23 protein-coding genes and 1 pseudogene are annotated in these 20,678 nt (G+C 32.6%); 7 read left to right on the top strand and 17 right to left on the bottom strand.

The window, feature by feature from the left end; translation table 11 throughout:
- Positions 1–23 precede the first annotated feature (23 nt).
- Positions 24–572, bottom strand: coding sequence for a thiamine pyrophosphate-binding protein (locus QWZ06_RS05755; RefSeq protein ID WP_290296364.1), 549 nt, complete (start codon positions 570–572; stop codon positions 24–26).
- A gap of 297 nt (positions 573–869) precedes the next feature.
- On the opposite strand from QWZ06_RS05755, the gene QWZ06_RS05750 reads away from it, so the two are divergent.
- The 4 genes from QWZ06_RS05750 (at position 870) to QWZ06_RS05735 (ending at position 3,628) form a co-directional block, all read left to right on the top strand.
- On the top strand, positions 870–1,295 hold the full coding sequence (locus QWZ06_RS05750) for a DoxX protein (protein ID WP_290296362.1): 426 nt from the start codon (positions 870–872) through the stop codon (positions 1,293–1,295).
- A gap of 22 nt (positions 1,296–1,317) precedes the next feature.
- Complete coding sequence (locus QWZ06_RS05745; RefSeq protein ID WP_290296360.1) at positions 1,318–1,671, top strand: cupin domain-containing protein; 354 nt, start codon at positions 1,318–1,320, stop codon at positions 1,669–1,671.
- Between the two features lie 553 nt (positions 1,672–2,224).
- The gene (locus tag QWZ06_RS05740) at positions 2,225–3,259 is read left to right on the top strand and encodes a hypothetical protein (RefSeq protein WP_290296359.1); all 1,035 of its coding nucleotides are present in this window, start codon (positions 2,225–2,227) and stop codon (positions 3,257–3,259) included.
- Between the two features lie 24 nt (positions 3,260–3,283).
- Positions 3,284–3,628 (top strand): hypothetical protein, encoded by a 345-nt coding sequence (locus QWZ06_RS05735; RefSeq protein WP_290296357.1) that lies wholly within the window; start codon positions 3,284–3,286, stop codon positions 3,626–3,628.
- A gap of 7 nt (positions 3,629–3,635) precedes the next feature.
- Here the strand turns inward: QWZ06_RS05735 and QWZ06_RS05730 are convergent, their stop codons facing one another.
- Genes QWZ06_RS05730 through QWZ06_RS05715 form a run of 4 tightly spaced genes read right to left on the bottom strand, consistent with a single transcriptional unit; the run spans position 3,636 to position 6,086 of the window.
- Entirely contained in the window at positions 3,636–4,226 is a 591-nt protein-coding gene (locus QWZ06_RS05730; RefSeq protein WP_290296355.1) for a hypothetical protein, read from the bottom strand.
- Positions 4,227–4,241: 15 nt separating this feature from the next.
- The gene (locus QWZ06_RS05725; protein ID WP_290296353.1) at positions 4,242–4,727 is read right to left on the bottom strand and encodes a hypothetical protein; all 486 of its coding nucleotides are present in this window, start codon (positions 4,725–4,727) and stop codon (positions 4,242–4,244) included.
- A gap of 27 nt (positions 4,728–4,754) precedes the next feature.
- Positions 4,755–5,396: a hypothetical protein gene (locus tag QWZ06_RS05720; protein ID WP_290296351.1), complete on the bottom strand. Its 642-nt coding sequence runs from the start codon at positions 5,394–5,396 to the stop codon at positions 4,755–4,757.
- A gap of 45 nt (positions 5,397–5,441) precedes the next feature.
- Entirely contained in the window at positions 5,442–6,086 is a 645-nt protein-coding gene (locus tag QWZ06_RS05715) for a hypothetical protein (protein ID WP_290296350.1), read from the bottom strand.
- Positions 6,087–6,314: 228 nt separating this feature from the next.
- Between QWZ06_RS05715 and QWZ06_RS05710 the strand changes: the two genes are divergently transcribed.
- Entirely contained in the window at positions 6,315–6,848 is a 534-nt protein-coding gene (locus QWZ06_RS05710) for an SRPBCC family protein (protein WP_290296348.1), read from the top strand.
- Here QWZ06_RS05710 and QWZ06_RS05705 read toward each other — a convergent pair.
- The 7 genes from QWZ06_RS05705 to QWZ06_RS05675 form a co-directional block, all read right to left on the bottom strand.
- Complete coding sequence (locus tag QWZ06_RS05705; protein WP_290296346.1) at positions 6,845–9,049, bottom strand: peptidase domain-containing ABC transporter; 2,205 nt, start codon at positions 9,047–9,049, stop codon at positions 6,845–6,847. The two genes, QWZ06_RS05710 and QWZ06_RS05705, sit on opposite strands and share 4 nt — an antisense overlap.
- Positions 9,042–10,310, bottom strand: coding sequence for a hypothetical protein (locus QWZ06_RS05700; protein WP_290296344.1), 1,269 nt, complete (start codon positions 10,308–10,310; stop codon positions 9,042–9,044). The genes QWZ06_RS05705 and QWZ06_RS05700 overlap by 8 nt, the downstream gene beginning before the upstream one ends.
- Entirely contained in the window at positions 10,307–10,699 is a 393-nt protein-coding gene (locus tag QWZ06_RS05695; RefSeq protein WP_290296342.1) for a hypothetical protein, read from the bottom strand. The genes QWZ06_RS05700 and QWZ06_RS05695 overlap by 4 nt, the downstream gene beginning before the upstream one ends.
- Positions 10,700–10,752: 53 nt before the next feature.
- Complete coding sequence (locus QWZ06_RS05690; protein ID WP_160136493.1) at positions 10,753–10,938, bottom strand: hypothetical protein; 186 nt, start codon at positions 10,936–10,938, stop codon at positions 10,753–10,755.
- Positions 10,939–11,013: 75 nt separating this feature from the next.
- The gene (locus QWZ06_RS05685) at positions 11,014–12,084 is read right to left on the bottom strand and encodes an outer membrane beta-barrel family protein (RefSeq protein ID WP_353959937.1); all 1,071 of its coding nucleotides are present in this window, start codon (positions 12,082–12,084) and stop codon (positions 11,014–11,016) included.
- Positions 12,081–13,361: a TonB-dependent receptor gene (locus QWZ06_RS05680; RefSeq protein ID WP_290296337.1), complete on the bottom strand. Its 1,281-nt coding sequence runs from the start codon at positions 13,359–13,361 to the stop codon at positions 12,081–12,083. Before QWZ06_RS05680 ends, QWZ06_RS05685 begins: the two co-directional genes overlap by 4 nt.
- Before the next feature lie 49 nt (positions 13,362–13,410).
- On the bottom strand, positions 13,411–13,671 hold the full coding sequence (locus QWZ06_RS05675) for a hypothetical protein (protein ID WP_290296335.1): 261 nt from the start codon (positions 13,669–13,671) through the stop codon (positions 13,411–13,413).
- A gap of 238 nt (positions 13,672–13,909) precedes the next feature.
- Here QWZ06_RS05675 and QWZ06_RS05670 point away from each other — a divergent pair, with 238 nt between their 5' ends.
- Positions 13,910–15,643 (top strand): helix-turn-helix domain-containing protein, encoded by a 1,734-nt coding sequence (locus tag QWZ06_RS05670; RefSeq protein ID WP_290296334.1) that lies wholly within the window; start codon positions 13,910–13,912, stop codon positions 15,641–15,643.
- A 14-nt stretch (positions 15,644–15,657) separates the two neighbouring features.
- Here the strand turns inward: QWZ06_RS05670 and QWZ06_RS05665 are convergent, their stop codons facing one another.
- Both QWZ06_RS05665 and QWZ06_RS05660 read right to left on the bottom strand, forming a co-directional pair.
- Positions 15,658–16,854 (bottom strand): S41 family peptidase, encoded by a 1,197-nt coding sequence (locus QWZ06_RS05665; RefSeq protein ID WP_290296333.1) that lies wholly within the window; start codon positions 16,852–16,854, stop codon positions 15,658–15,660.
- A gap of 233 nt (positions 16,855–17,087) precedes the next feature.
- The gene (locus tag QWZ06_RS05660) at positions 17,088–17,543 is read right to left on the bottom strand and encodes a DUF3291 domain-containing protein (protein ID WP_290296331.1); all 456 of its coding nucleotides are present in this window, start codon (positions 17,541–17,543) and stop codon (positions 17,088–17,090) included.
- A 93-nt stretch (positions 17,544–17,636) separates the two neighbouring features.
- On the opposite strand from QWZ06_RS05660, the pseudogene QWZ06_RS05655 reads away from it, so the two are divergent.
- Positions 17,637–17,927, top strand: a pseudogene (locus QWZ06_RS05655) (winged helix-turn-helix transcriptional regulator); the annotation flags it as partial.
- 113 nt (positions 17,928–18,040) lie between these two features.
- Here the strand turns inward: QWZ06_RS05655 and QWZ06_RS05650 are convergent.
- The 3 genes from QWZ06_RS05650 to QWZ06_RS05640 form a co-directional block, all read right to left on the bottom strand.
- The gene (locus QWZ06_RS05650) at positions 18,041–18,595 is read right to left on the bottom strand and encodes a membrane lipoprotein lipid attachment site-containing protein (protein ID WP_290296328.1); all 555 of its coding nucleotides are present in this window, start codon (positions 18,593–18,595) and stop codon (positions 18,041–18,043) included.
- A 185-nt stretch (positions 18,596–18,780) separates the two neighbouring features.
- Complete coding sequence (locus QWZ06_RS05645; RefSeq protein ID WP_290296327.1) at positions 18,781–19,233, bottom strand: hypothetical protein; 453 nt, start codon at positions 19,231–19,233, stop codon at positions 18,781–18,783.
- A gap of 350 nt (positions 19,234–19,583) precedes the next feature.
- Entirely contained in the window at positions 19,584–20,183 is a 600-nt protein-coding gene (locus QWZ06_RS05640; protein WP_290296325.1) for an FMN-dependent NADH-azoreductase, read from the bottom strand.
- Positions 20,184–20,678: the final 495 nt, after the last annotated feature.

The following is a 20,678-nucleotide window of genomic DNA, read 5'->3' as shown; positions in this document are numbered from 1 at the left end:
GGAATTTTCGGGTTCTTTTAACTTTAAACATTTTCATACTGAAGACGTGTGGTATGTTTGGAAAGGATAAAGATGATCGGACGACTTTGTTTTAGAAACTCATGAATCTTCTGGGCATGATTTTGAAAAGAAAAAAATTCATTAAGCACAAAAGTTGAATTAGGAAATTCTGCCATTATCTGATGAACCATATTGCTTCCAAATACTGAGGTATCTTGTAATGCCCCCGGAAATGTATACTCTATATCAGTTTCAGGGACAACATATATTGAAGGAATATTATGCAGCTTGGCATCACTCATTCCACAGGCAAGGAGTTTGGTAGCAGCACCTGTAGTTGCCACTCCACAAGCCACTTTCCTGCTTGCTAAAAAGTATCCTAAAGGGATAAATCCCGCGACATACTCACCAATGGTCAAAAAAGATGGCTCATTTACCTTATCTTCTGAATATTGCGAAATATATTTCAGAAAATGAATAACCCCACCCCCGGTTACTCCTGCATAGAATACGATACCTAAATCGTTTAATAATGATAACAAAGGGTGTTTTTCAGTAAGACGCTTTTCCATAATTTCAGATTTAATGTTATTCTAATTATGTCTCAATATTTTGTGAAATAAAGTTACTTAATAACAATTCAATTAGATTACATAAAAATCAAAAAACATTACATAATCACAACACAAATAAAAACATATACCACATTTTTATAAAAAAAACACAATAAGAATCACTTTTTTTTAAATAAAATCCATCTAAAAAAAATCATTTCTATCAAATATTATATGCTTTTCCCGGAATTGTCTATTCTTTAGAAGTGCTCTTTCTCTGAACTTTGTACCTGTCAATAAGATCAAACAATTATCATGATGAAAACAAGACAAGACATCGCCATTTTTTTATTAAGAATAGCCTTAGCAACTGGATTTTTATCTGCAGTGGCCAGTCGACTCAATCTTTGGGGAAACTCATCTTCCGGTTGGAAAAATTTTGTTCATTATACCGCTGAAGTGAATTCATTTTTACCTCTTTCATGGGTTCCCTCTATTGCTGTTTTATCTACCATTGCAGAATTTACCCTTGGTTTTTTACTTCTTACAGGATATAAGATCCGTAACGCAGCTTTGTTCGGTTCTGCTCTTACTTTTGTCTTTGCTGTCGCCATGAGTATTTCTTTTGGTTGTAAGGAACCTTTGGATTATTCTGTTTTTGTTTTCAGTGCCGGTGCATTCTTATTGAGTACTTTTCCTAGATATTCCTGGTCTTTAGAACAACTTTTACATCAATCATAAAATAATTTAAAATTGTAATATCATGAACACTAACATCTATGACTACATTGTAAAAACAGAGCAAAAAGAATGGCAGCCTTTACTTGAAAAAGGAATTCATTATGAAGGCATTTTTGTAAAATCATTAAAATTTGATCCCGAGAAAAACAGATCTACTACAATCCTCTTAAAGTTTGAAGCTGGGGCAAGCTATCCCTATCATAATCATCCTGCAGGAGAAGAACTTTTTATTCTGGAAGGTGATGCTCTTATTGCTGGTGGACATCTGGAAAAGGGAGATTATTTATATACTCCACCCAATTTCAAACATTCGGTACGATCTGAAAACGGATGTATCATCCTATTTATCGTTCCGGAAGAGGTGGAAATCCTATAACTGGATTATATTGATTAGATGAAACCTGTGGTGAGCCAGTTCTCATTACAGGTTTGTCTTTTCTATCACACCTTGAAAACTTTTATTATTGGCTGTAAAAAGCAAAGGCTTGGAATTCATCAAAAAAATCCCTCTAAAAACAAAAGATTCACCAATCGATTTTTCAATTATGACGGACATCAAGCTTTATTGCTTGCTTAGAAAAAGATGATACTAAAATTAGAAAATATCTTCCGTCTCAGGGAGCTGATAAAAAGTCCAGAATCACTTTTGATATATATTATATAATGGCACCGTTTCCGTAAAGACAATCTTACAAATGGCTAAAGCCCATAAAAATGCAGAACTACTTAAACTTTTGAAATAAGGTATAACTCTATTGTATCAATTCGAAAGTTCTGGAAATGATTATTTTCATTTTTAAAAACGGACTATCATCGCTATAAATGCTCTAAAGAATATACTTAAATGTACTTCTTGACCACATTTTATTTTCAATATTCTGTATTTTATCGTATTTTGCCTTCCCTCATAAAAAACTAAAAAACCTACGATGAAATTTAATCTCACAAAGAAATCTTTTATATTCTGGGGCATTGCTATTGTTGCCATTATCATCTTACCTGATGCTGAGATGTATTATCAACGGTATAAACTGAGATCAGAAAAACTTCCGGAACAATACCAATCATATACTACATTAGATAGCCTGAAAGATAATGACTATGAAATCATTAAGCTTTCCCGAGGCATCCATGAGCCTGTTATCCAGGAAAACGACAGTACTATTGTCATCATTACCAAAAGAGATCATGATTCTAAAAAAGAAGGTGCCGATAATATCTATACATGGTATAAAATCAATCTGAAAGGACAAATAACAGATAGCCTCCAATACAAATACAATACTGAAAAAGGAATTCATAATTACCAAACCTTCAATGATTATATTCTGGATGTAGATCAGAATACTTATACTAACTGGATAAAAAATGGGGATACAACCCATTATCCCTATAAAAATATAAACGATGCTAAAATATTTTCAGTAGCAGAGACGAAAGCTATTACTGCAGAAAGAGAATATATGTATGATGATATCATTCATTCTGATACAACAGGGAATGAATATAAATATAAATTGACTGTATTTAAAGATAATGTCTGGAACTACTTTTATGCGGAAAAAGACTGGCATGGCTATCCCCAAAACACTCCCAACAAAAAGGCTATTAACTATGGAAATTCCGGTTATGAGGTAGATAAGCCTTCCGGAATTATCAAAAGAGAACATGTTCAAAAAGAAAAATGGAGTGATCGTACTTTCTGGAGCCTCAAAAATCTTAGCTGGGGAACCGGAAATGGATCCAATCACAAAGGATGGACAGGAACTTCTTATTTTTCTATTAAAATGCCCAAGAAAATAGTGCATTACAAGCAGGATGTCTTCATAGATTCTTCCGGCAATCAGGTCAGAGATCCTTTTTCTTATTTTGTATACCAGCCGAAAAACGGCGATTACTTGTTACTGATTGACGAAGAAAATCAGCTCTACTATCTTATAAGACCTAAAACTTCAAAAAGATAAATTCACTTTAGCAACTCTATTTCTATGAAAATTCTTAAGCCTTTTTTGAAACGTCTGCTGGTTACTGCCATTCCTTTAATATGCCTATATATTTTTGCTGAAATAGCATTTCAGAACAATCGTAAAAAAGAGCATCCTACGGATGTTGGATTAGGAATAGCGCTTTTGTTAACTTTTATTCTATTCTCTTTATTTATAGGCTTTATGACAGATTTCATCATCAGATTAAGGAAGAAAGAGTATAAAACGGCACTTATAGATCTTCCTTTTCTTTTATGTTTTATTATTCCGGCATTATATCTCAGCTGTTTATGGAGTGGTGGTGATGGCTTTTGTAATTGGATGTTGAATACGGCACGCAATCTATAAGAGATGATTACTTTTCCTTTATCGTATAATAGGTATTAAAAGCTGTATATATACGGGTTTGTTTTAATTTCCCTTTTTTATAAAATTCAACTTTATCGGTGTCTGATGATCTTTTATTGAAGTATCTTATTTGGGTTAACTGCTTATCTTGATCAAAAAATTCAGTCTTCAGGTTTCTTCCATCTTCCTGATAATGGATTGTTTTCAAATGGCCATTCGTCTTATAAAAATAAGTTTTTGAATTATAGAAACCTCCCTTATCATAAGTAATTCCCTCATATTTGTACTGAGCGGTGTATTTTCCTTCTTCTGCCAATTGCTTCTTATCATTATAAATAAAATAATATGTTCCATCTTTGGGACTGATTAGTTCATAGCGTACTGATGGTTTAGGATTACTTTCAGGATGCTTCATCATAAATTCCTCTTTTCTGAATACAGCAGTATCATTTTGAGAAACCCGCAACGTATCTGTACCATGAAAGGAATGTTTAAAATAGGTATTGTCAATACCTGTACTGACAGGATGATCATTTGCTTTAATGCTTCGGAATCCAACGATTATGACAAAAAATAAAAGAATTGAACTTATTTTCATGATGTTTTTTGATCTTTAAGGTATTGTTTCAATCCCTGAAAGTTTAAAGTTCCCTTTTTCCTCTTTTAACCAAAATACAAATTGAGCCCCTTCATGACCATCTCCAAATTCATTCGGACGATAAGTAGTATACAATACGATATAATCTCTGTCTTTGAATCCGGGATCAGATCCGTCATAGGAGAACTTTATTTCATTACGATCCAGTCTTTCAATCAGATCTTTGTTAAAAATTTCACCAGCATGTTGTGTGTAAAAAACATCTTTCTTAATGAATGCATTCTTTCCCGGAGTCTCTTCAAAACACAGATAACAGTAGACTTTTGGAGTCGTTAGTTTATTTAATGCAGCATAATCTTTCTGTGTAATCAGATGGATCATTTTTTTGGTAAATGCTTCAGCGTTTATTTGCAGCGACTGGTTTCCTGATTGTGTTTGTCCATAGCATACAAACTGTAATCCAATTAGAAAACATAATGAAAAGTATTTTGTCAGCTTCATTTCAATATTTTGGTGATTGTATTCTTATTAATTTTCTGTATTCAATTGTTTCTTATAACCCACAATATCAAAACAATGAGAATCATTATCTGCCTTCTCAAAATTATGATTTTCGGCTTTTCCATTTCTACGAAAAACAAATGCATAAGCATAATTTTCACTTTCCCTTTCCCATTTTTCCTTCCGCTCCAATCCAATCAGATCAAATTCATAAATTCCTTTGGGCAGATCAAAACCTTTTGCAGGAAAATAAGATTCAAGATGTCCGTCTGCTCCTGTCGGAATTTGATCTTCCTTATCTGTTATATTCTGTTTGATATTTTCCAGGCGGTATTCCAGGTAATTAAAACTTGCAAAACAAATTCGTTCCAAATCTCCTACTTCAAGAAAAAAGTTATTATACCGGAAAACCTCATCATATTCCTGTGGAAATTCAATACTTTTCTCATCTACTGAAGTAAAAATGGTATATTCGAAAACACTAATCTGATAGAATGGCAGGAATCGTCCATCTTTAATGGAAGTCAAAAAAAGATCTTTATGTTGATCAAAATAAGATAACAATTTTTTCCCCCTGCACTTCTTCTCCTTAAGATATTCGGTAAAGAGGTCTGTTGAAATAATTGCCAAGCCATAACCATCTGCAGAAAATTCCCCTATATTTTTCATTTTTTAATTCTACTTTTTAAATTCTGATTGATTCTGTGTCTTCATTTAGCAAGGAAACCACCATGAAATTGAATAGATATTTTTGTTTTTAAAGTACATATTAATGTGTCCATCAGAGATTCCATCTTGATCTTCCCTTAATCTGATCACCGGAAGCTCCCCTTGCCCGAAACGTTCCAAATGATCTATATTTCGTACTGAATTGGGAAATATCTTTTTAATGTCCTCCATTGTTGTTTTAGCATCTATTCTGATTCCTTTATATAGAATAAAATTTCCATTGAGAAATCTGAATTCATTCACCCCTACTTTCTTCTCACTATTTTCAAAACAGGATCCGTTTTTATACAGATATTGATCATTTATAGTTCCATCTTCAAAAATATAGGCACATGGCTGCTCATCGGCCATCAGTTTAGTACTATCTGCCTTTCCGAAAACCTTTTCAAAATCATTAAGATCAAAAATTCTTTTGACTTTACCATTAAATCGTATATCTTCAGCCAACATTACATCATCCTGACCTTCTTTTATTGTCTCTGAAATCTGATTGGTATGGTTTACCATAGAGTCTGCTTTACCTTTACTTTCTTTTAGTTCGGTCTTAGATGGCACAATAGATTTGTTTTCTTTTTTCTTATCACAAGCCTGCATCAAGATGACAAAGAGTACAATAGAATAATACTTCATATATTAATTTTACTTACATGGTGTAAACAATCTGAATGAAAAAGCAAAGTCTTATCCCGTCAGAACAGTTTTTATAAATACTAAAGTACAAAAAACAATTCCTATCTCTGGCTTCCTCATTTCAAAATCTAAAATCATGCATAATAGTGCTTTTATCTTTTTATGGTTTATTTTTATTTTGTAATTTTAGTATTCTATTAAAAACTAAACCATTATAACGTTTAATACATGCCTAATATTTATCATTCTTTACTAATTGGCTCATCAAAGGAAAAAGTATACAGTGCCATCAGCAGTCAGTCTGGGTTGTCTGCATGGTGGACTCCCCATACAAAAGCAAATGCAGAGCCTGGCAGTATTGCCAGATTTTCTTTTGGCCCTGATTATTTTAAAGAAATGAGAATTGTAAAGCTTACCCCTTTTGAGGAAGTCCAATGGCACTGTATCACAGGTGCTCATGAATGGATTGGGACAGATATTTCATTTCATCTTGTCTCCGGAGATAAAGAAACTTTACGCAAAATGCATCCCGAATTAGAAGGGCAAATAGAGCAGTTGGTATACGATAGTGGTACCTTATTGATTTTTCATCATAAAGGCTGGGAGACTTATTCTCCTATGTTTGCAGAATGCAATTATACTTGGGGACAGTTTCTGAGAAGCTTAAAATTGTTGTGTGAAACAGGAAAAGGTAACCATGGCCACATCAGCATCGAATATAATATTCTTATATTTCTTCTGATCAATATCAACTTGGTTTAGTCTCCCAATTCAAGCTGGTTCTTTACCAGATTGTAGTAATCTGCTTTTTTATGAACGAGTTGTTGATGGGTTCCTTGTTCAACGATCTTCCCATGCTTAAGCACAATAATCTGATCAGCATTTTTAACGGTACTTAAACGATGGGCGACAATAACAACTGTTTTTCCTTTAAAAAAGGATAGAAGATTGTGATGAATAATACTTTCATTTTCCGCATCCAATGCAGAGGTAGCTTCATCGAATAAAATGAAGTGTGGGTTTTTATACACCGCTCTGGCAATAAGTATTCTTTGTTTTTGACCTCCTGAAATACCGTTTCCAGCAGATCCTATTTTTGTGTTTACTCCTAAAGGAAGTTCTTCTATAAAACTCTTAATATTGGCAATTCGTAATGCGTTTTCAAGTTTTTGCTCATCTATATTCTCCTCATTAGTAGCAATGTTTCTTTCTATTGAATCTGAAAATATAAAACCATCCTGCATAACAACTCCACAATTCTTACGCAAATCTTTGGGTGAAATATCTTTTATATTAAGATGATTAAAGCTAATATCGCCTTGTACCGGTTCATAAAACTTTAATAACATTTTCATCAAAGTGGTTTTCCCACTGCCACTAGCGCCTACAATAGCCGTTATTTTTCCTTCCGGAATAAAAAGATTGATATCTTTTAGTACAAATGGGGACTGAGGGCCTTCATACTGAAACGATACATTTTTAAAATAAATACCTTTCTGTATTCCATTCTGTTCTGTATACTGAGGACTGAATAATGGCAAATGGCTATCAGTCTCTTCTTCAGGGTGGTTTTGCACTTCGTTCAAACGGGCTAAACTTAATTTTGCATCCTGTAAAGATCGGAAAAATGAAATCAATTGGCCTATGGGAGAATTCATTTGCCCAATGATATATGAAACACTTAGCAAAGCTCCCAAGGTCATATTTCCTTTGACAACAAATGATGCGGCAAGAAAAGTTACTACAATATTCTTCAGTTGGTTAATGAAGTCAAAACCTGAAAGCTGAAGTTGATCAAGTTTTAAAATACGAATATTAATTTTAAATAGTTTTTGCTGGATTCCCTCCCATTTTTGTCTTTTGTAGTCTTCAAACTGATTAAGTTTTATTTCGGATACTCCGTTGATGATCTCATAGATTGATTCTTGATTCTCGCTTTTCTGCTGAAAACGGAAATAATCCAATATTTTTCTTTTGTTTAGCCAATATAAAGACCAGACAACAGAAATGATGGTAAAAATTACATATACCGCTAAGATCCGGAAGTCATAATACCAGAGAACTCCAAAAAACACAGAAAATGTAATCATAGAGAACAAGGTTAAAAGACTTTGAGAGGTAAGAAAATTCTCAATTCTCTCATGATCCTGGATACGCTGGTTAAAATCTCCCATTAGCTTAGTATCAAAAAACTTAATAGGAAGTATTAAAAGCTTTTTTAAAAAGTCTGAAATAATCTGAATATTTATTTTAGTCCCTAAAATCAACATGATCCAGTTACGGAAAATCCCAAAAATGATATTCCCCATAAAAAAAGCAAGCTGTGCCAGCAGGATATAAGTAATAATTGACAGATTTTTTTGGGCAACTCCCTCATCAATAAGCTTCTGTGTAAGAATAGGAAATACCAAAGTAGTAAGTGTTCCGGCAAGCAATAAAAAAAACAATTGGAATATTTGTTTTTTATACGGTTTAAAAAAATTCAACATATATTTTGCTGAAATTTCTTCCTCTTCGGGGGGAACTTGTTGATAGAACTCATCCGTAGGTTCTAAAAAAAGGGCAACCCCTTTTTCTCCATCAGACAACCATGATTTTTTAAATTTATCCTCTGACAAGGAAACAATTCCATGCCCTGGATCAGCAATCTTATAAACGAGTTTATTAGAATAAATACTTTTTGAAATTTTATAAAGAACCACAAAATGATTTTGGTTCCAATGGAGAACACAAGGCAAAAGATCACTATTGAAATCCTTTGGTTTCAATTTACCTGCCATGTGTTTTAAGTTTATTTTTTCTGCGGCTTCGCTTATTCCCAACAATGATACTCCTTCACGGGTAATAAAACTTTTATCCCGAAGATACTGCAGCCCAAAATCCTTACCATAATAAGCACAAATCATGGCAAGACAAGCTGGACCGCAGTCCATTTGGTCATGTTGGGGAATGAACTTAAACATATTCTACATTTATAATATGATGTTCATTAAGTAGGTCTATAACATATTCTTTGATTGAATGATCCCAGGTATCATCTAATAAATCAAATATTTCCGTTTTGTTCAATTTAGAACCTTTGTTAAGCTCTTCTATAAGATCAAGGAAGGAATCATTATTATTCATATTAATTTTTTTGCCTCTGATAAACAGGTGCAGAAGCTCATCCTGATAATATAGAATCTTAAATGGCTGAACAATTTGTACAATAAATTCTTGAGAATGGTCTACTTTCTTTGCCTTAGGGAAAGGTGATTCCCAAAAGCCACAATTACTGTATAGAGCAATTTTATAATCTCTATAAGCGTCTTTCAAAAGATCGACAAAACTTAATTCGGAAAGGTTTTCACCAATGAATAGATCCTCAATATCATTAAAATTGTTCAATTCATCGTAATCTGATAGATCCATCGGCAAAATATCAACGCTTTCATTCACATTTTCCGTTAGGAAATTATCCATAATTTTTTTGAAAAGTGCAGTCTTTGTATGGTTATTGAACCACAAAGTAAGACCTATAGATAAATCATCAGATTTGCCTACATGATATTCACCATAAGGCATAAAATAGATATCGCCATTAGCAAAATCAAATACATTGGCGTGGTCAAGAATTTCCTCAATATTGGTATTGTTAAATCTTTTTTCCGGCTCTACCAATTGATCATAAGTTTCCCTGTCCCAGGTGTACATGGTCTTATTGCCTTTTCCTAAATGGAAATGCATTACATTTTCCCCGATACCATCAGTATGTATGCCTAGAGGAGTCCAGCCATAATTTCCAATGAAAATGGTAAAAGTAACTCCTAGCCTAGGGATACCTACGCTGCTCACTAAAGGTTGTATCTTTTTGGCGATCTGTTCTACCAATGATGGATTAAACTTTTCACCTCTATTGATGATAATCCCATATTTTTTGTCTCCAAAACATCTCTCAGACCAATCTTCAAACGTCTCTCCCTCTTCGGGAATAGACGTTTCAAAGAACAGTTCTAATTCTTTTTCAGTGAGTGTTTTGCCTTCAACAAATAATCTGAATCCATAATTAGGAGCTTTATTCTTAATAATCAATCTTATGATATCTAAAACTCCGGCTCTCATTTCTTCAGTCTCATCATGAGGCATACAATCAGAAAATACGTTCGTTTTTTTGAGAGAATTGGTATTATCCAGGAAGTCATCCCACCATTCTTTGGTGAATTTATTTTGAGTTAGAGTACTCATAATCCATAAATTTCATTATACATCTTCTTCACATCCGATTTTGCTTTCTGAAAATCCTGATTACTTGATGATACATTATTTTTTAGTCTTAATTCAATTTTCATTGAATAGCCTTGAGTGGTTATCGATTCAAAATAAATACTGTTATCATTAACATACTGACTTCCATCAAACTGTGGGAAATTCGCTGAAACCACATTGAGAACTTTTTGTTGTAATGCGTGATTATAAGCAAGGGAAATTGCTATTGACGTATTATTTTCACTATAAGAATAAGTGATTCCTGCTGCAGTAACTCCTGCATTAGCGATAGGTGTAGTGGGAGTACTTTGCCCTGATATCGTAATAGACATAAAAATTAAGCTTAAAATTAAAAGTATTTTTTTCATAATATTTTGATTTAAAAGCCTTGAGGGGTTTACCCTCAAGGCAAGTGAATGAGTTACACCAAAATAGTTGTTGGTGTTTGAGGAGTTTGAGGAGTTTGTGGCGACAACTGCTGCTGCTGTTGTTGCTGCTGTTGCTGCTGCTGTTGTTCTTGATATCCTCCTTTAATCATTTTTTTCTCAAGAGGTGATAAGATTTCGATTCCTAGGAATGCAGCTGGATTTAATTGCTTCTTTTCCATTTTAATTTGATTTTGAAATTAGTGCTTACTCTTTGTAAGGATTTTCAGCTTTCTCCTTTTTAGTGATCACTTTTTTTATAGTCTGTTTCTGCTTTCATTATCAGAATTGACTGTTTTATTATTCATTTTTTGCTTATTATCAAAAGTGTATTGAAAAGAAATCAGCCATCCTCTCGTTAACCTCTTTTGATAAAAATTAAAATCAAAGTCTCTATAATGTGACAGGCTTTTGTCTCTTTGGGTATTAAAAAGATCAAATATTTTAAACTTGATTAATATCTGCCCATCCTGTATTGATTTTTGAAATGCGATATCCATCTTATAATTGTGAGCCATATCTACATTTCTATATTTACTGGTTGTTGTATAATTATTAAAGAGCTCAATAAGAGCAGTCTTTGAGATCTTAAACTGCGCATATACATTATTATAAAATGCAATTCCTTGAATAGACTGAAGGTCTATGGGTTTAAACACATTATAAAAAATACCTGTTGTCAGATTAAGGTATACTCCTTTAAAAACATCTGAGTTATAAGTATAATCTAATCCATATCCTTGCGCACTTCCATAATTCAAAGGTTGGTTATAGGTTATTTCATTGACATTATAATACACGTTGTGGATCATATTTTCAGTAAGGGCTGCATACAATGAAACAGTCTGTTTATTCTGAGTGTAATCCAGATAAAAATTATAATTATACTGAGGCAATAAATTTGAATTTCCTATCTGATATAAAAAGTCATTCTGTTTAATTACAAATGGATTCAAATCTCTAAATGAGGGTCGCACAATACCACTTTTAAATGCAAATGAAATATTCTTATTATTTCCAAGATCATACTTATAAAATAAGCTTGGAAAAACCTTAGTATAGTCTTGTTTTACCTCTTGCCCATTAACTCTATTAAATCCTTTTATTGTTGTATTTTCTATTCTAAGCCCTCCTTTCAGAAAATGTTTTCCAAAAGTTTTACTTCCCATCGCATATCCTGCCACAATATTTTCACGGTTATCAAAATTCTGTTTTTGATTCAGATCCTCAGACCATTCCATATTGTCCATATAATGTACATCAAGCAAATTATCTCTCTTTACACTAGCCAGTTTTATTCCCGCATTGAGCTCCCAATTTTGTTTCAACTTCTGTGTCCAATCCAGCTGCCCCGTATAATATTTAGAAACAAAATGAGTTTCATACAAAAATGGCTGTCTTTCTGTGGACTTTCCGGATAGGCAGAAACAACATCATTAAAAGGTTTCATAATATTTCTTCCTACATCCCCAATAAATTTAATGGTACTTCCCAAATCATCGGTTTTTAAAGTATAATTGACTGTTAAATACCATAAGTCTGATGGTGAAGCTGACAATGAATTATTTCTACTATCCACAGTTTGTACCCCTTCATTGAATATGTTCAGCGTTCCCTCAGAATTCATTTTAGAATTGCTCTTACTGTAATATCCTTCTATTCCTATTGTATTCTTATCATTAGGATAATAAACAGATCCTAAACGAAAACTTGTATTATCATAATACTGCTTGAACTGATTTTCATTAATATTCCGTTGTCCATCCCAATATTTAAAAACTCCGTTGGAGGTTCCATAATCATTATTTTCATTGTAGCTTATATCAGAATACATATTCCATTTTTCATCTCCATAATTGATGTTCAAACCACCATTATAAACCTGATATTTTTCTTTTCGAAATAAATAATACGTTTTGGCGATTGCCCGAAGCCCTTTCGGATTTCTCTTTAAAACAATATTCACAACTCCTCCAGTAACAGTAGCATCCTGATCTGCAGATGCCATATCCTGAATTTCTATTCTTTTGATTTCTTCTGAACTTAAACTTTGTAAATATGAATTCAACTCTGATCCTGATAAATTCATTTTTCTTCCGTTAATGAGAACACTTACCTCTTTATTTTTAAGGGTGAGCTCTCCGGCAGCATTTACATTCAGTTTGGGACTTTTCTGTAAAACTTCAAGCCCGCTATTTCCTTTTGATAAGACACTATTTTCAACATTGAAAAAAGTCTTATCTCCTACTTGCTCTATAACTTTCTTTGTGAGAACAATTTCCTGAATAGCTTTCTCATCTCTTCCGGATACATGAAATTTACCCAAGATATCCCCATTGATTACAATGCTTTTCTTATATATACTGGCTCCATTATCAAAAATTTCACATACATAATTTCCATTTTCAGGTAATTTCAAATTAAACTTTCCTGCCTTATCACTAAGGGTCGTTTTTCTAATGTTCCCTTTTGTAATAACTATTTCAAGATAGGATACTGACTGACCATCGTTATTAAAAATACTTCCGTTTATACTTTGCGCCTGCAAGATATTTCCTATAAAAAAGAAACCGAAAAGGTAAAATAAGCACTCGAGCTTTGGCATAGCATATTCATTATGTACAACATGGCAATCATTTCAAAACACAATCTGATTATTTTTTGGGTGGTATTCCTTTGGGCTCCTGATCATTACCAGGCTCAATATTTCCCTGAGGTTCTCCCAACCGTAAAGTATCTATCTTATTACTATGAGTTCCTATGGAAACAGGCACAACATTTGAAGATATTATTTTAGAATTTTTTGCTGATAGACTTTTACTGGATATCCCTTCTTCAATATCATCTTGTCTGCAAGAGATAAATGAGGTTGAGAAGAGTAAAAGCAAGTAACTACAAATTCTTATCTTTTTCATAATCAATATTTTGATTTTCTAAAAGTAGGATAGCTTAATCCAGGATTCCAAATATTGACAGAGCCGACTGTGCTACACTTATAAAAAGTATTTTTACAAGTATTAAGATGATTATATATTTATAAAAAAGATCTTTATAATAATAAAATTTATTTTACAAAATACTAAAAGTCAAATAATTACAATTTCATTAAAAAATATCACACATATATGATATTTTTTTTCTACATTGCTCATAATGAAGCAACATTTTCAATTTCATTTCTATAAAATATGTATTTTATTCTTCTGCATTCCTCTGGTTTCTGCTCAGGATTTAAACAGTTATGGAGTAAAATCATCTTATTCTGATCTTGAAATGAAAATAGAAGCCTTAGAAAAAAATCCTTCAGAGCAATGGAAATATATCACCTATTTTATTAAAAAGGCTAAACAACAAAAAAATCTACCACAGCTAAATCATGCCTATCTTCTTGCTAGTTTTAGTAAAAAAGGAGAAGAACAAATCAAATATGTAGATAGTACTGTTGCAGTGGCAAAAAAAATAAAAGACAATAATCTTATAGGAGACAGCTATCTCTCGCTAGGAATGGCCTACGCCAGTAATGAAAATTACCCAAAAGCCCTTGACAGCTATTTAAAAGGATATAGCTACATTCAAAGAGAGCATAATCAATACCTCATCAACAATGCAAAATATCAAATTGCCACGGTAAAAAATTATATGGGATCCTATGACGAAGCGGATCAGCTATTTGAAGCCAGTGTCAGTTTTTTCAGACAAAACCATGAAAAAGTAAAAGGAACTGATTATAAATATTATTACCTATATGCTCTTATTAATTATATTGATAATAATACTCATATTCATCAACTTAAGAAAAACATTGACTTGATCAACGAGGGTAAAAGCTTTATCAAAGAAAATAAAAACTTCCAACAATATTATCCTTATTTTATCTCAGCAGAAGGAGTCAATCAGTACTTTGAAAAAAATTATACAGCTTCTATAGCCAAATTAAATGAAGCTTTGAAACTTTATAACGACAACTGGAAGCATCTCACCAATAAATTTTATCTGGGAATGTCTTACTGGAAACTGGATCAGAAAGAAAAAGCATTGCCTTATTTTCTAGAGTTAGATAAAGATTATGATGACACTGGAAAACTAGATCCTTTTTTTCGTCCTGCTTTTGAAAACCTCATCCTTTATTATAGAGAAACAGGTGATATTGAAAAACAGCTGGATTACGTCAATAAACTAATTTTATTGGATAAGGTATTTGAAAAGGATTATCAATATTTATCCAGTACATTAAACAAAGAATATGATACCAAAAGACTTATAGACGAAAAGTCTGCCCTTGAAAAGAAGATCAAATGGCAACATTACATGTATTTGTCTTTATTGGTTTTAGGTGCTGTTATTATCATTATTCTTATAGTTCTTTTGAAAAAATATTACGACCGAAAGAGATATTTTAAAAATTTGTATGAAGGTTTTCTTAAAGGAAAGGAGCAGGTAGAAGAAAGTTTGTTACAAGAGATTCAAATCGAAAAAGAAGAACCTTATTATAATGAGCTGGATATAAACCCACTTACTGTTGAAAAAATTTTAACAGCCCTCTCTCAATTTGAAGACGAAAAACAGTTCTTAAAGAAAGAAACGACTCTTCCTTTACTGGCTAAAAAATGTGGTACCAACACTTCCTATCTATCCAAAATAATCAATCATTATAAACATGCTAACTTTGCAGAATATCTCAACAATCTTAGGTTAGAATACATTGTCAATCAATGGAAAACAAAAAGAAAAACAAGATATATGAGTATTCAGGATATTGCGAGCAAAGCAGGCTACAACTCTACACAAGCATTTGCTAAAAACTTTCAGGAAAGATACCGTATACCGCCATCCTATTTCCTTAATCGCCTGAGTGAAGAAGAAAATAAAAATGTACTCAATAATTAGCGCACTTTATACTATTATTCTATTTCTTTCGCTTTTTGAATGGTTTCTTCAATGTTCTGCGTCAAAATGCCGGGTACAAATAATTCCCTTGGAGTATTGTTTATATGAAATAAACGTTCTGTTGGGAACTGAACACTTATTTTGGTTTTAGTAAGTTGAAAATTTGAAATAGCCCCGAGTAATCCAGCCATTGGAGTTCCAATAATCTGAGCTCGTTTCATTCCATCAAAGCCGATAGCGATCCCTTCTCCCATACTTCCTGTCCATCTGCCCACAAGGATATAAACATTTCCTTTATACTCTTTTTTTCTAGGCGTCACATATTCTACCCAATGTCTTTTGGTGTCATATTCTTTTTCGTCAAATTCGTGAATTTGATAAGGCAAAACCTCTTGAATAAATCTTCCCATTATTACTCGGGCAACGGTAGAAGTTCCCCCGCTTGGAGTTTCTGTCAGGTCAATCACCAGATTTTTATAGGGTAAAAACTCATCCACAGCTCTATCAAACTCAGCAATCACATCGTTATTTCCTAATGAATTATTAATTTTAATGTATGCCGTATTTTTATTAACAATTTTTTTAGATAATAATTCATTTATATTTTCACACGTAATGGGTTGAAATATTTTTTCTTTGCCGTCCTCAAGAACAGTAATGGTTCTTTGTACATCATGAGTTCCTGCAAAAAGCATATCCATTGCATACCGATACATTTTTTGATTATGATGATGGGTAAATTTAGGTAAGAATGGTTTCAATTGCTCTTCAACAGGCTTCCCATTGAAAAGTAAGACTTCCATCCCAATTTTCAGTCCAGACAGATCTGCTCCAAAACCCATTCGTAAATCTTTAATAAAATACCGCCCATCTACTTTTTCAACATACATATCTGATTCTGATGGAATCAATCTATTGGATGTGCTCAGATTTATATTTAAAGAATTGTGTCCATTATATAATTCATGTAACATATTTTCAAGTAGCTTCACAAATTCAGCATCTTTGGTTACCCTTTTTGATTGAGGTTCATAAATGTCCCGAACTTTTCCCCAATCAATATGCTGCTGATCCAGGTAGGCATAACGGTTATTTATAGTAGACCAAAACTCGATAAAATCGGTTCGGTATTTCGTTTGGGCAAAAATGAGATTTCCTAGAGGTAAAGAGAAAATTACTAAAATTAATCGGGTCACATGGTTTACTTTCATACATTATTTTATGAATACTTTGAGCATAATAACTATCCACACTATAAATTTAATGAATTTAATATTATGTACATCAAACTATTACTCATTAAACCGTTTAAAAAGCAACAAAATAATCGTCGTCATCTTAGAATTAACGGTAAAATTTCAAAAATTACTTTCATCACAAAACATTTATCGATTTACCATGAATAACTTATTGAAGCTATTCAAGGATATTTTCTCTACGACAATTAAATAATCAATTCCGGTTTCTTAAATGGTGTTTGAAAATTGAAGGCATATTCGGAAGATCCGTTCTGTTCTAGATATTCTAAGCATTCGAGTGATTCTTCTATGCCTGGATATTGGTCTTTCTTGATCCACCAGAGTACATAGTAAGCTTTCCCGTATTTTTGAAACCATTCTCTTCTTCTTCGTAAAAAATCAACATGAAATGTCTTGTAAGTAAAGTGTTCCAATGATTCTTTATCTTCCCATACTGAGAGGTTGATAATGATCTGTTCATCATGAAACGGATTAAAACCTGTTGCATTATTGTCTTCATCTTTTAATCTCCAAACAAAACCGTTACTCTCTTCTGCCAGTTGATTCACTGAATCAAAATGCTCAACAAATTCTTTCATTACAGGATCATTGATATTGACTCCAATCATTTTGGCTACGTTAATCTGTGCTAATTGATACATTTTATTATTTCCTGTTTTATGTCTATTATTGTGTAAAAATAGAGTCTGTAACCTTAGCATAAAATAACTATCAATTTAGATACTATAAAAAAGATGGAAAAAGAATGTGAAATGTCTTATATCAATGTGGGAGAAAAATCTTACCCCTGTGCGGTAAGTTTTGTGATGGATCTTATTGGCGGAAGATGGAAAGGAGTAATTCTTTGTCACTTAAAAAATGGAGACAAGCGATTTGGAGAACTCAAAAAGGAACTTTCTTTTATTACAGAAACAACTTTAAGTCTTCAGTTAAGACAACTGGAAAGAGATCATCTCATTACCAGAACCGTTTTCGGAACAAAACCGCCTGTGAAAGTAGTCTATAGCTTATCCGATTTAGGAACTTAATTCATTCCGTTACTGGATAATATCAATGAGTGGGGTAAAAATATTTTGGAAAAAAAATAACATCTTAAATATCTTACCGATGGCTCAGATATTTAAGATGTCTCTTTAGCTTAATACGCTTTATTTCCTTTAATCGTTAAAGCATGCTTCGTTTTTATTGAAGGACAGCACCGCCCATCTTCTTCAGTATATTCCAGTTTTTCTACGATAATTTTTCCATTTTTGATGGTATCAAAAGCAAACAGATAATCTGGTTCATATCCAGCAATCACTTTAACGGTATGCCCATCATTCTTATACAATGACAGTCCTTGTCCTATCAGTGCATTTCCACCTTGAGGTGCTATATTCCAGTAAATTGCTACATCATCTATTCCATCACCTGTGAAATCTCCCACGTGAGGATCCTGAAGATCAATACCTCCATCATCATATGTCTTAAGAATTTTAGGTAAATAAGCTTCAAACTGTTTTACAGCCAATTTTACAGCTTCTTCATTAGAAATTCTGCCTTTTGAAAATGCTGATTCTTCTGTCTTTGATTCTTTTTCTTTCGATAAAGACTTTTCTTCTTTCAGTTCATCTTTTTTATGTCCCTTGCTGTCAGAATTGTTGCAGCTTGTCAGCATTGCCAACAGCCCTATTATAACGATAATCTTTTTCATATATTTTGATTTCCAATGTTAAAATTAAGACAATAAATATACTCCAATATGATACAATCAGGGCTATTGGATATTGGGTGAAAGTATAAAAACATAGAATTTCACTAAGTACAAAAGCTTTAAAATCCTCCTGGAAACACTGATAAAAGTGTATCTCAATGGTAAAGTTTTAAATCTTTTGAAAATCACACTCCAAACTGTCTCAGGTGATGATCCATATGTTTGTATGCCGCAATTCCCCATTCATGGGTAGAAATATTACCAAAAGCAGGATGAGTAAGTGTTAAAGGACGCGTGTTTACAGGAAATTCATTGATTAAAAGGATAAACTCATTTCTATGTTTTTCAAAATCGAGATCAGTGGTCTTTCCTTTAGTATGATGCATCGGTTCACCTTTAATATTTCTTTTAAAATTGGGAGCTATGTAAAGGGCTAAAATTCTTAAAAAGTATTGCTTTATTTTAGTTTTATTATTTCCCCTGCTTTCTTCCAGGATTTGTTGATTACAGGAATTGCAGTGAAGAAGCATTTCACTGGCTGTCATGATTCCCCATTGAGGCAGGTGAGCAGCTGATAAATTGTTAACTCTTGAAACAATGAGATCTGCTGCTTCTTTTTTAAAAAGATTTTTTTTCATGGTAATGATGATTTTATGCTATTAAAAATCGATCTGTAACTATTAAAATGTCCTTCGTGCTTCTGCCTATCTTTCAAATTTTGACGATGTAATATTACTACAAATAAGGATAAGAAAATCATTTATTTAACCTAATTTTTCAGCCATAGATGACAGTCTATATCGGAAAGAATCGCATATTTTTGTCGAAATCTGGTCTTTCGTATTTCTACGGCATGAACTTTTACTGAAGTATAAGTCACAATTTGTTTGGTTGAAAACCCAAGATATAAATACGCAGAAAATGTAAGTTTCCGAACTTTGATTTTGGGATTAATCTCTAACATCAGTTTGTCCATTTCTTACCTCTATTAATATTGAAAATCATTTAATGATTCTTCATAATTAGGGATGAAACCAGGGAAAGCAGTCCCTTCTATTCTGTAAGTAATAACATCAGTTATTCCTACATAAGCTTTTAAAACATCTTTTATATAATCTGAGATATAGTCAGTTTGTTGATGGTCTGAACTTATTTTGCCACCTGAAGCAATAGCCAAATAGACTCTTTTATTCGTAATAATTCCTATTCTATTCCCTTTCTGATCAAATCTATATGTAATACCTACCCGAACCAGCTGATCAATCCAGGCTTTAAGATGAGCAGAAATTGAAAAGTTATAGGTAGGAGTACTCATCACAATAATATCTGCTTCATTCACTCTATCTAGTAAATTCTTTGCGTATTCCAAGCCTTCAAAAGAACGATAAGCAGGATCATCCGGTGACATATAGAATCCGTGAATCATTGTATTGGTAAATAATGGTGGACACTCCTCCACCAGATCCCATGTTTTTATCTGTATCGAAGGATCTTTACCTTTTAAATTGTTAATTATTTCTTTCCCTAATTGTGTACTATAAGAATCATTACCTCTAGCACTTGACACGATATGTAAAATCATTTTCATATATAAAAATTTTTATTCTTGTTATAATGAATAAAGGATAAAAAGAAAACCCCTTTCCATTGTATTGAGTTTATAAGAGCTATTGAATAGAAGATAGTTTCAATAATTCGGTCTCGTTTTCATAAGCAATTTTTGCGATCTGATCTATAGCTTTGCATCTGATGGTTTGATATTTTCTAAAGCAAAATCTTCCAACAAGGATCTCATCTCCGGAAACAAAACATACTCTTCTAAAGCTAGAATTTCAACATAACAAAAACACTTTAATGTATTTCAGAAATAAAGACACACATCACGATTACTTTGTGACAATTTTAAAGTAATTTTTAGCCGAAACTGGAATATGATTAAATGCTTTAGAAATTCAGGCATTTTTAGAATAACACATAACCATCTATTTTGAATCTGCTTCTGCAAATCTTGAATATCCAAATTTTAACGTAAATCCGAGATAAGAATTTATGATGCAATAACGTCATGAGAGGCCTAAGAATA

Source organism: Chryseobacterium tructae (assembly GCF_030409875.1).
Lineage (GTDB): Bacteria > Bacteroidota > Bacteroidia > Flavobacteriales > Weeksellaceae > Chryseobacterium > Chryseobacterium tructae.
The sequence above is the reverse complement of the archived record's forward strand: the minus strand, read 5'-3'. Positions and strand labels throughout refer to the sequence as shown.

What these genes read in the sequence shown, in the direction of transcription:
- QWZ06_RS05755 (WP_290296364.1), bottom strand. Translation starts at nt 572, where the DNA reads ATGGAAAAGCGTCTTACTGAAAAACACCCTTTGTTATCATTATTAAAC.
- QWZ06_RS05750 (WP_290296362.1), top strand. Translation starts at nt 870, where the DNA reads ATGATGAAAACAAGACAAGACATCGCCATTTTTTTATTAAGAATAGCC.
- QWZ06_RS05745 (WP_290296360.1), top strand. Translation starts at nt 1,318, where the DNA reads ATGAACACTAACATCTATGACTACATTGTAAAAACAGAGCAAAAAGAA.
- QWZ06_RS05740 (WP_290296359.1), top strand. Translation starts at nt 2,225, where the DNA reads ATGAAATTTAATCTCACAAAGAAATCTTTTATATTCTGGGGCATTGCT.
- QWZ06_RS05735 (WP_290296357.1), top strand. Translation starts at nt 3,284, where the DNA reads ATGAAAATTCTTAAGCCTTTTTTGAAACGTCTGCTGGTTACTGCCATT.
- QWZ06_RS05730 (WP_290296355.1), bottom strand. Translation starts at nt 4,226, where the DNA reads ATGAAAATAAGTTCAATTCTTTTATTTTTTGTCATAATCGTTGGATTC.
- QWZ06_RS05725 (WP_290296353.1), bottom strand. Translation starts at nt 4,727, where the DNA reads ATGAAGCTGACAAAATACTTTTCATTATGTTTTCTAATTGGATTACAG.
- QWZ06_RS05720 (WP_290296351.1), bottom strand. Translation starts at nt 5,396, where the DNA reads ATGAAAAATATAGGGGAATTTTCTGCAGATGGTTATGGCTTGGCAATT.
- QWZ06_RS05715 (WP_290296350.1), bottom strand. Translation starts at nt 6,086, where the DNA reads ATGAAGTATTATTCTATTGTACTCTTTGTCATCTTGATGCAGGCTTGT.
- QWZ06_RS05710 (WP_290296348.1), top strand. Translation starts at nt 6,315, where the DNA reads ATGCCTAATATTTATCATTCTTTACTAATTGGCTCATCAAAGGAAAAA.
- QWZ06_RS05705 (WP_290296346.1), bottom strand. Translation starts at nt 9,049, where the DNA reads ATGTTTAAGTTCATTCCCCAACATGACCAAATGGACTGCGGTCCAGCT.
- QWZ06_RS05700 (WP_290296344.1), bottom strand. Translation starts at nt 10,310, where the DNA reads ATGAGTACTCTAACTCAAAATAAATTCACCAAAGAATGGTGGGATGAC.
- QWZ06_RS05695 (WP_290296342.1), bottom strand. Translation starts at nt 10,699, where the DNA reads ATGAAAAAAATACTTTTAATTTTAAGCTTAATTTTTATGTCTATTACG.
- QWZ06_RS05690 (WP_160136493.1), bottom strand. Translation starts at nt 10,938, where the DNA reads ATGGAAAAGAAGCAATTAAATCCAGCTGCATTCCTAGGAATCGAAATC.
- QWZ06_RS05680 (WP_290296337.1), bottom strand. Translation starts at nt 13,361, where the DNA reads ATGCCAAAGCTCGAGTGCTTATTTTACCTTTTCGGTTTCTTTTTTATA.
- QWZ06_RS05675 (WP_290296335.1), bottom strand. Translation starts at nt 13,671, where the DNA reads ATGAAAAAGATAAGAATTTGTAGTTACTTGCTTTTACTCTTCTCAACC.
- QWZ06_RS05670 (WP_290296334.1), top strand. Translation starts at nt 13,910, where the DNA reads ATGAAGCAACATTTTCAATTTCATTTCTATAAAATATGTATTTTATTC.
- QWZ06_RS05665 (WP_290296333.1), bottom strand. Translation starts at nt 16,854, where the DNA reads ATGAAAGTAAACCATGTGACCCGATTAATTTTAGTAATTTTCTCTTTA.
- QWZ06_RS05660 (WP_290296331.1), bottom strand. Translation starts at nt 17,543, where the DNA reads ATGTATCAATTAGCACAGATTAACGTAGCCAAAATGATTGGAGTCAAT.
- QWZ06_RS05650 (WP_290296328.1), bottom strand. Translation starts at nt 18,595, where the DNA reads ATGAAAAAGATTATCGTTATAATAGGGCTGTTGGCAATGCTGACAAGC.
- QWZ06_RS05645 (WP_290296327.1), bottom strand. Translation starts at nt 19,233, where the DNA reads ATGAAAAAAAATCTTTTTAAAAAAGAAGCAGCAGATCTCATTGTTTCA.
- QWZ06_RS05640 (WP_290296325.1), bottom strand. Translation starts at nt 20,183, where the DNA reads ATGAAAATGATTTTACATATCGTGTCAAGTGCTAGAGGTAATGATTCT.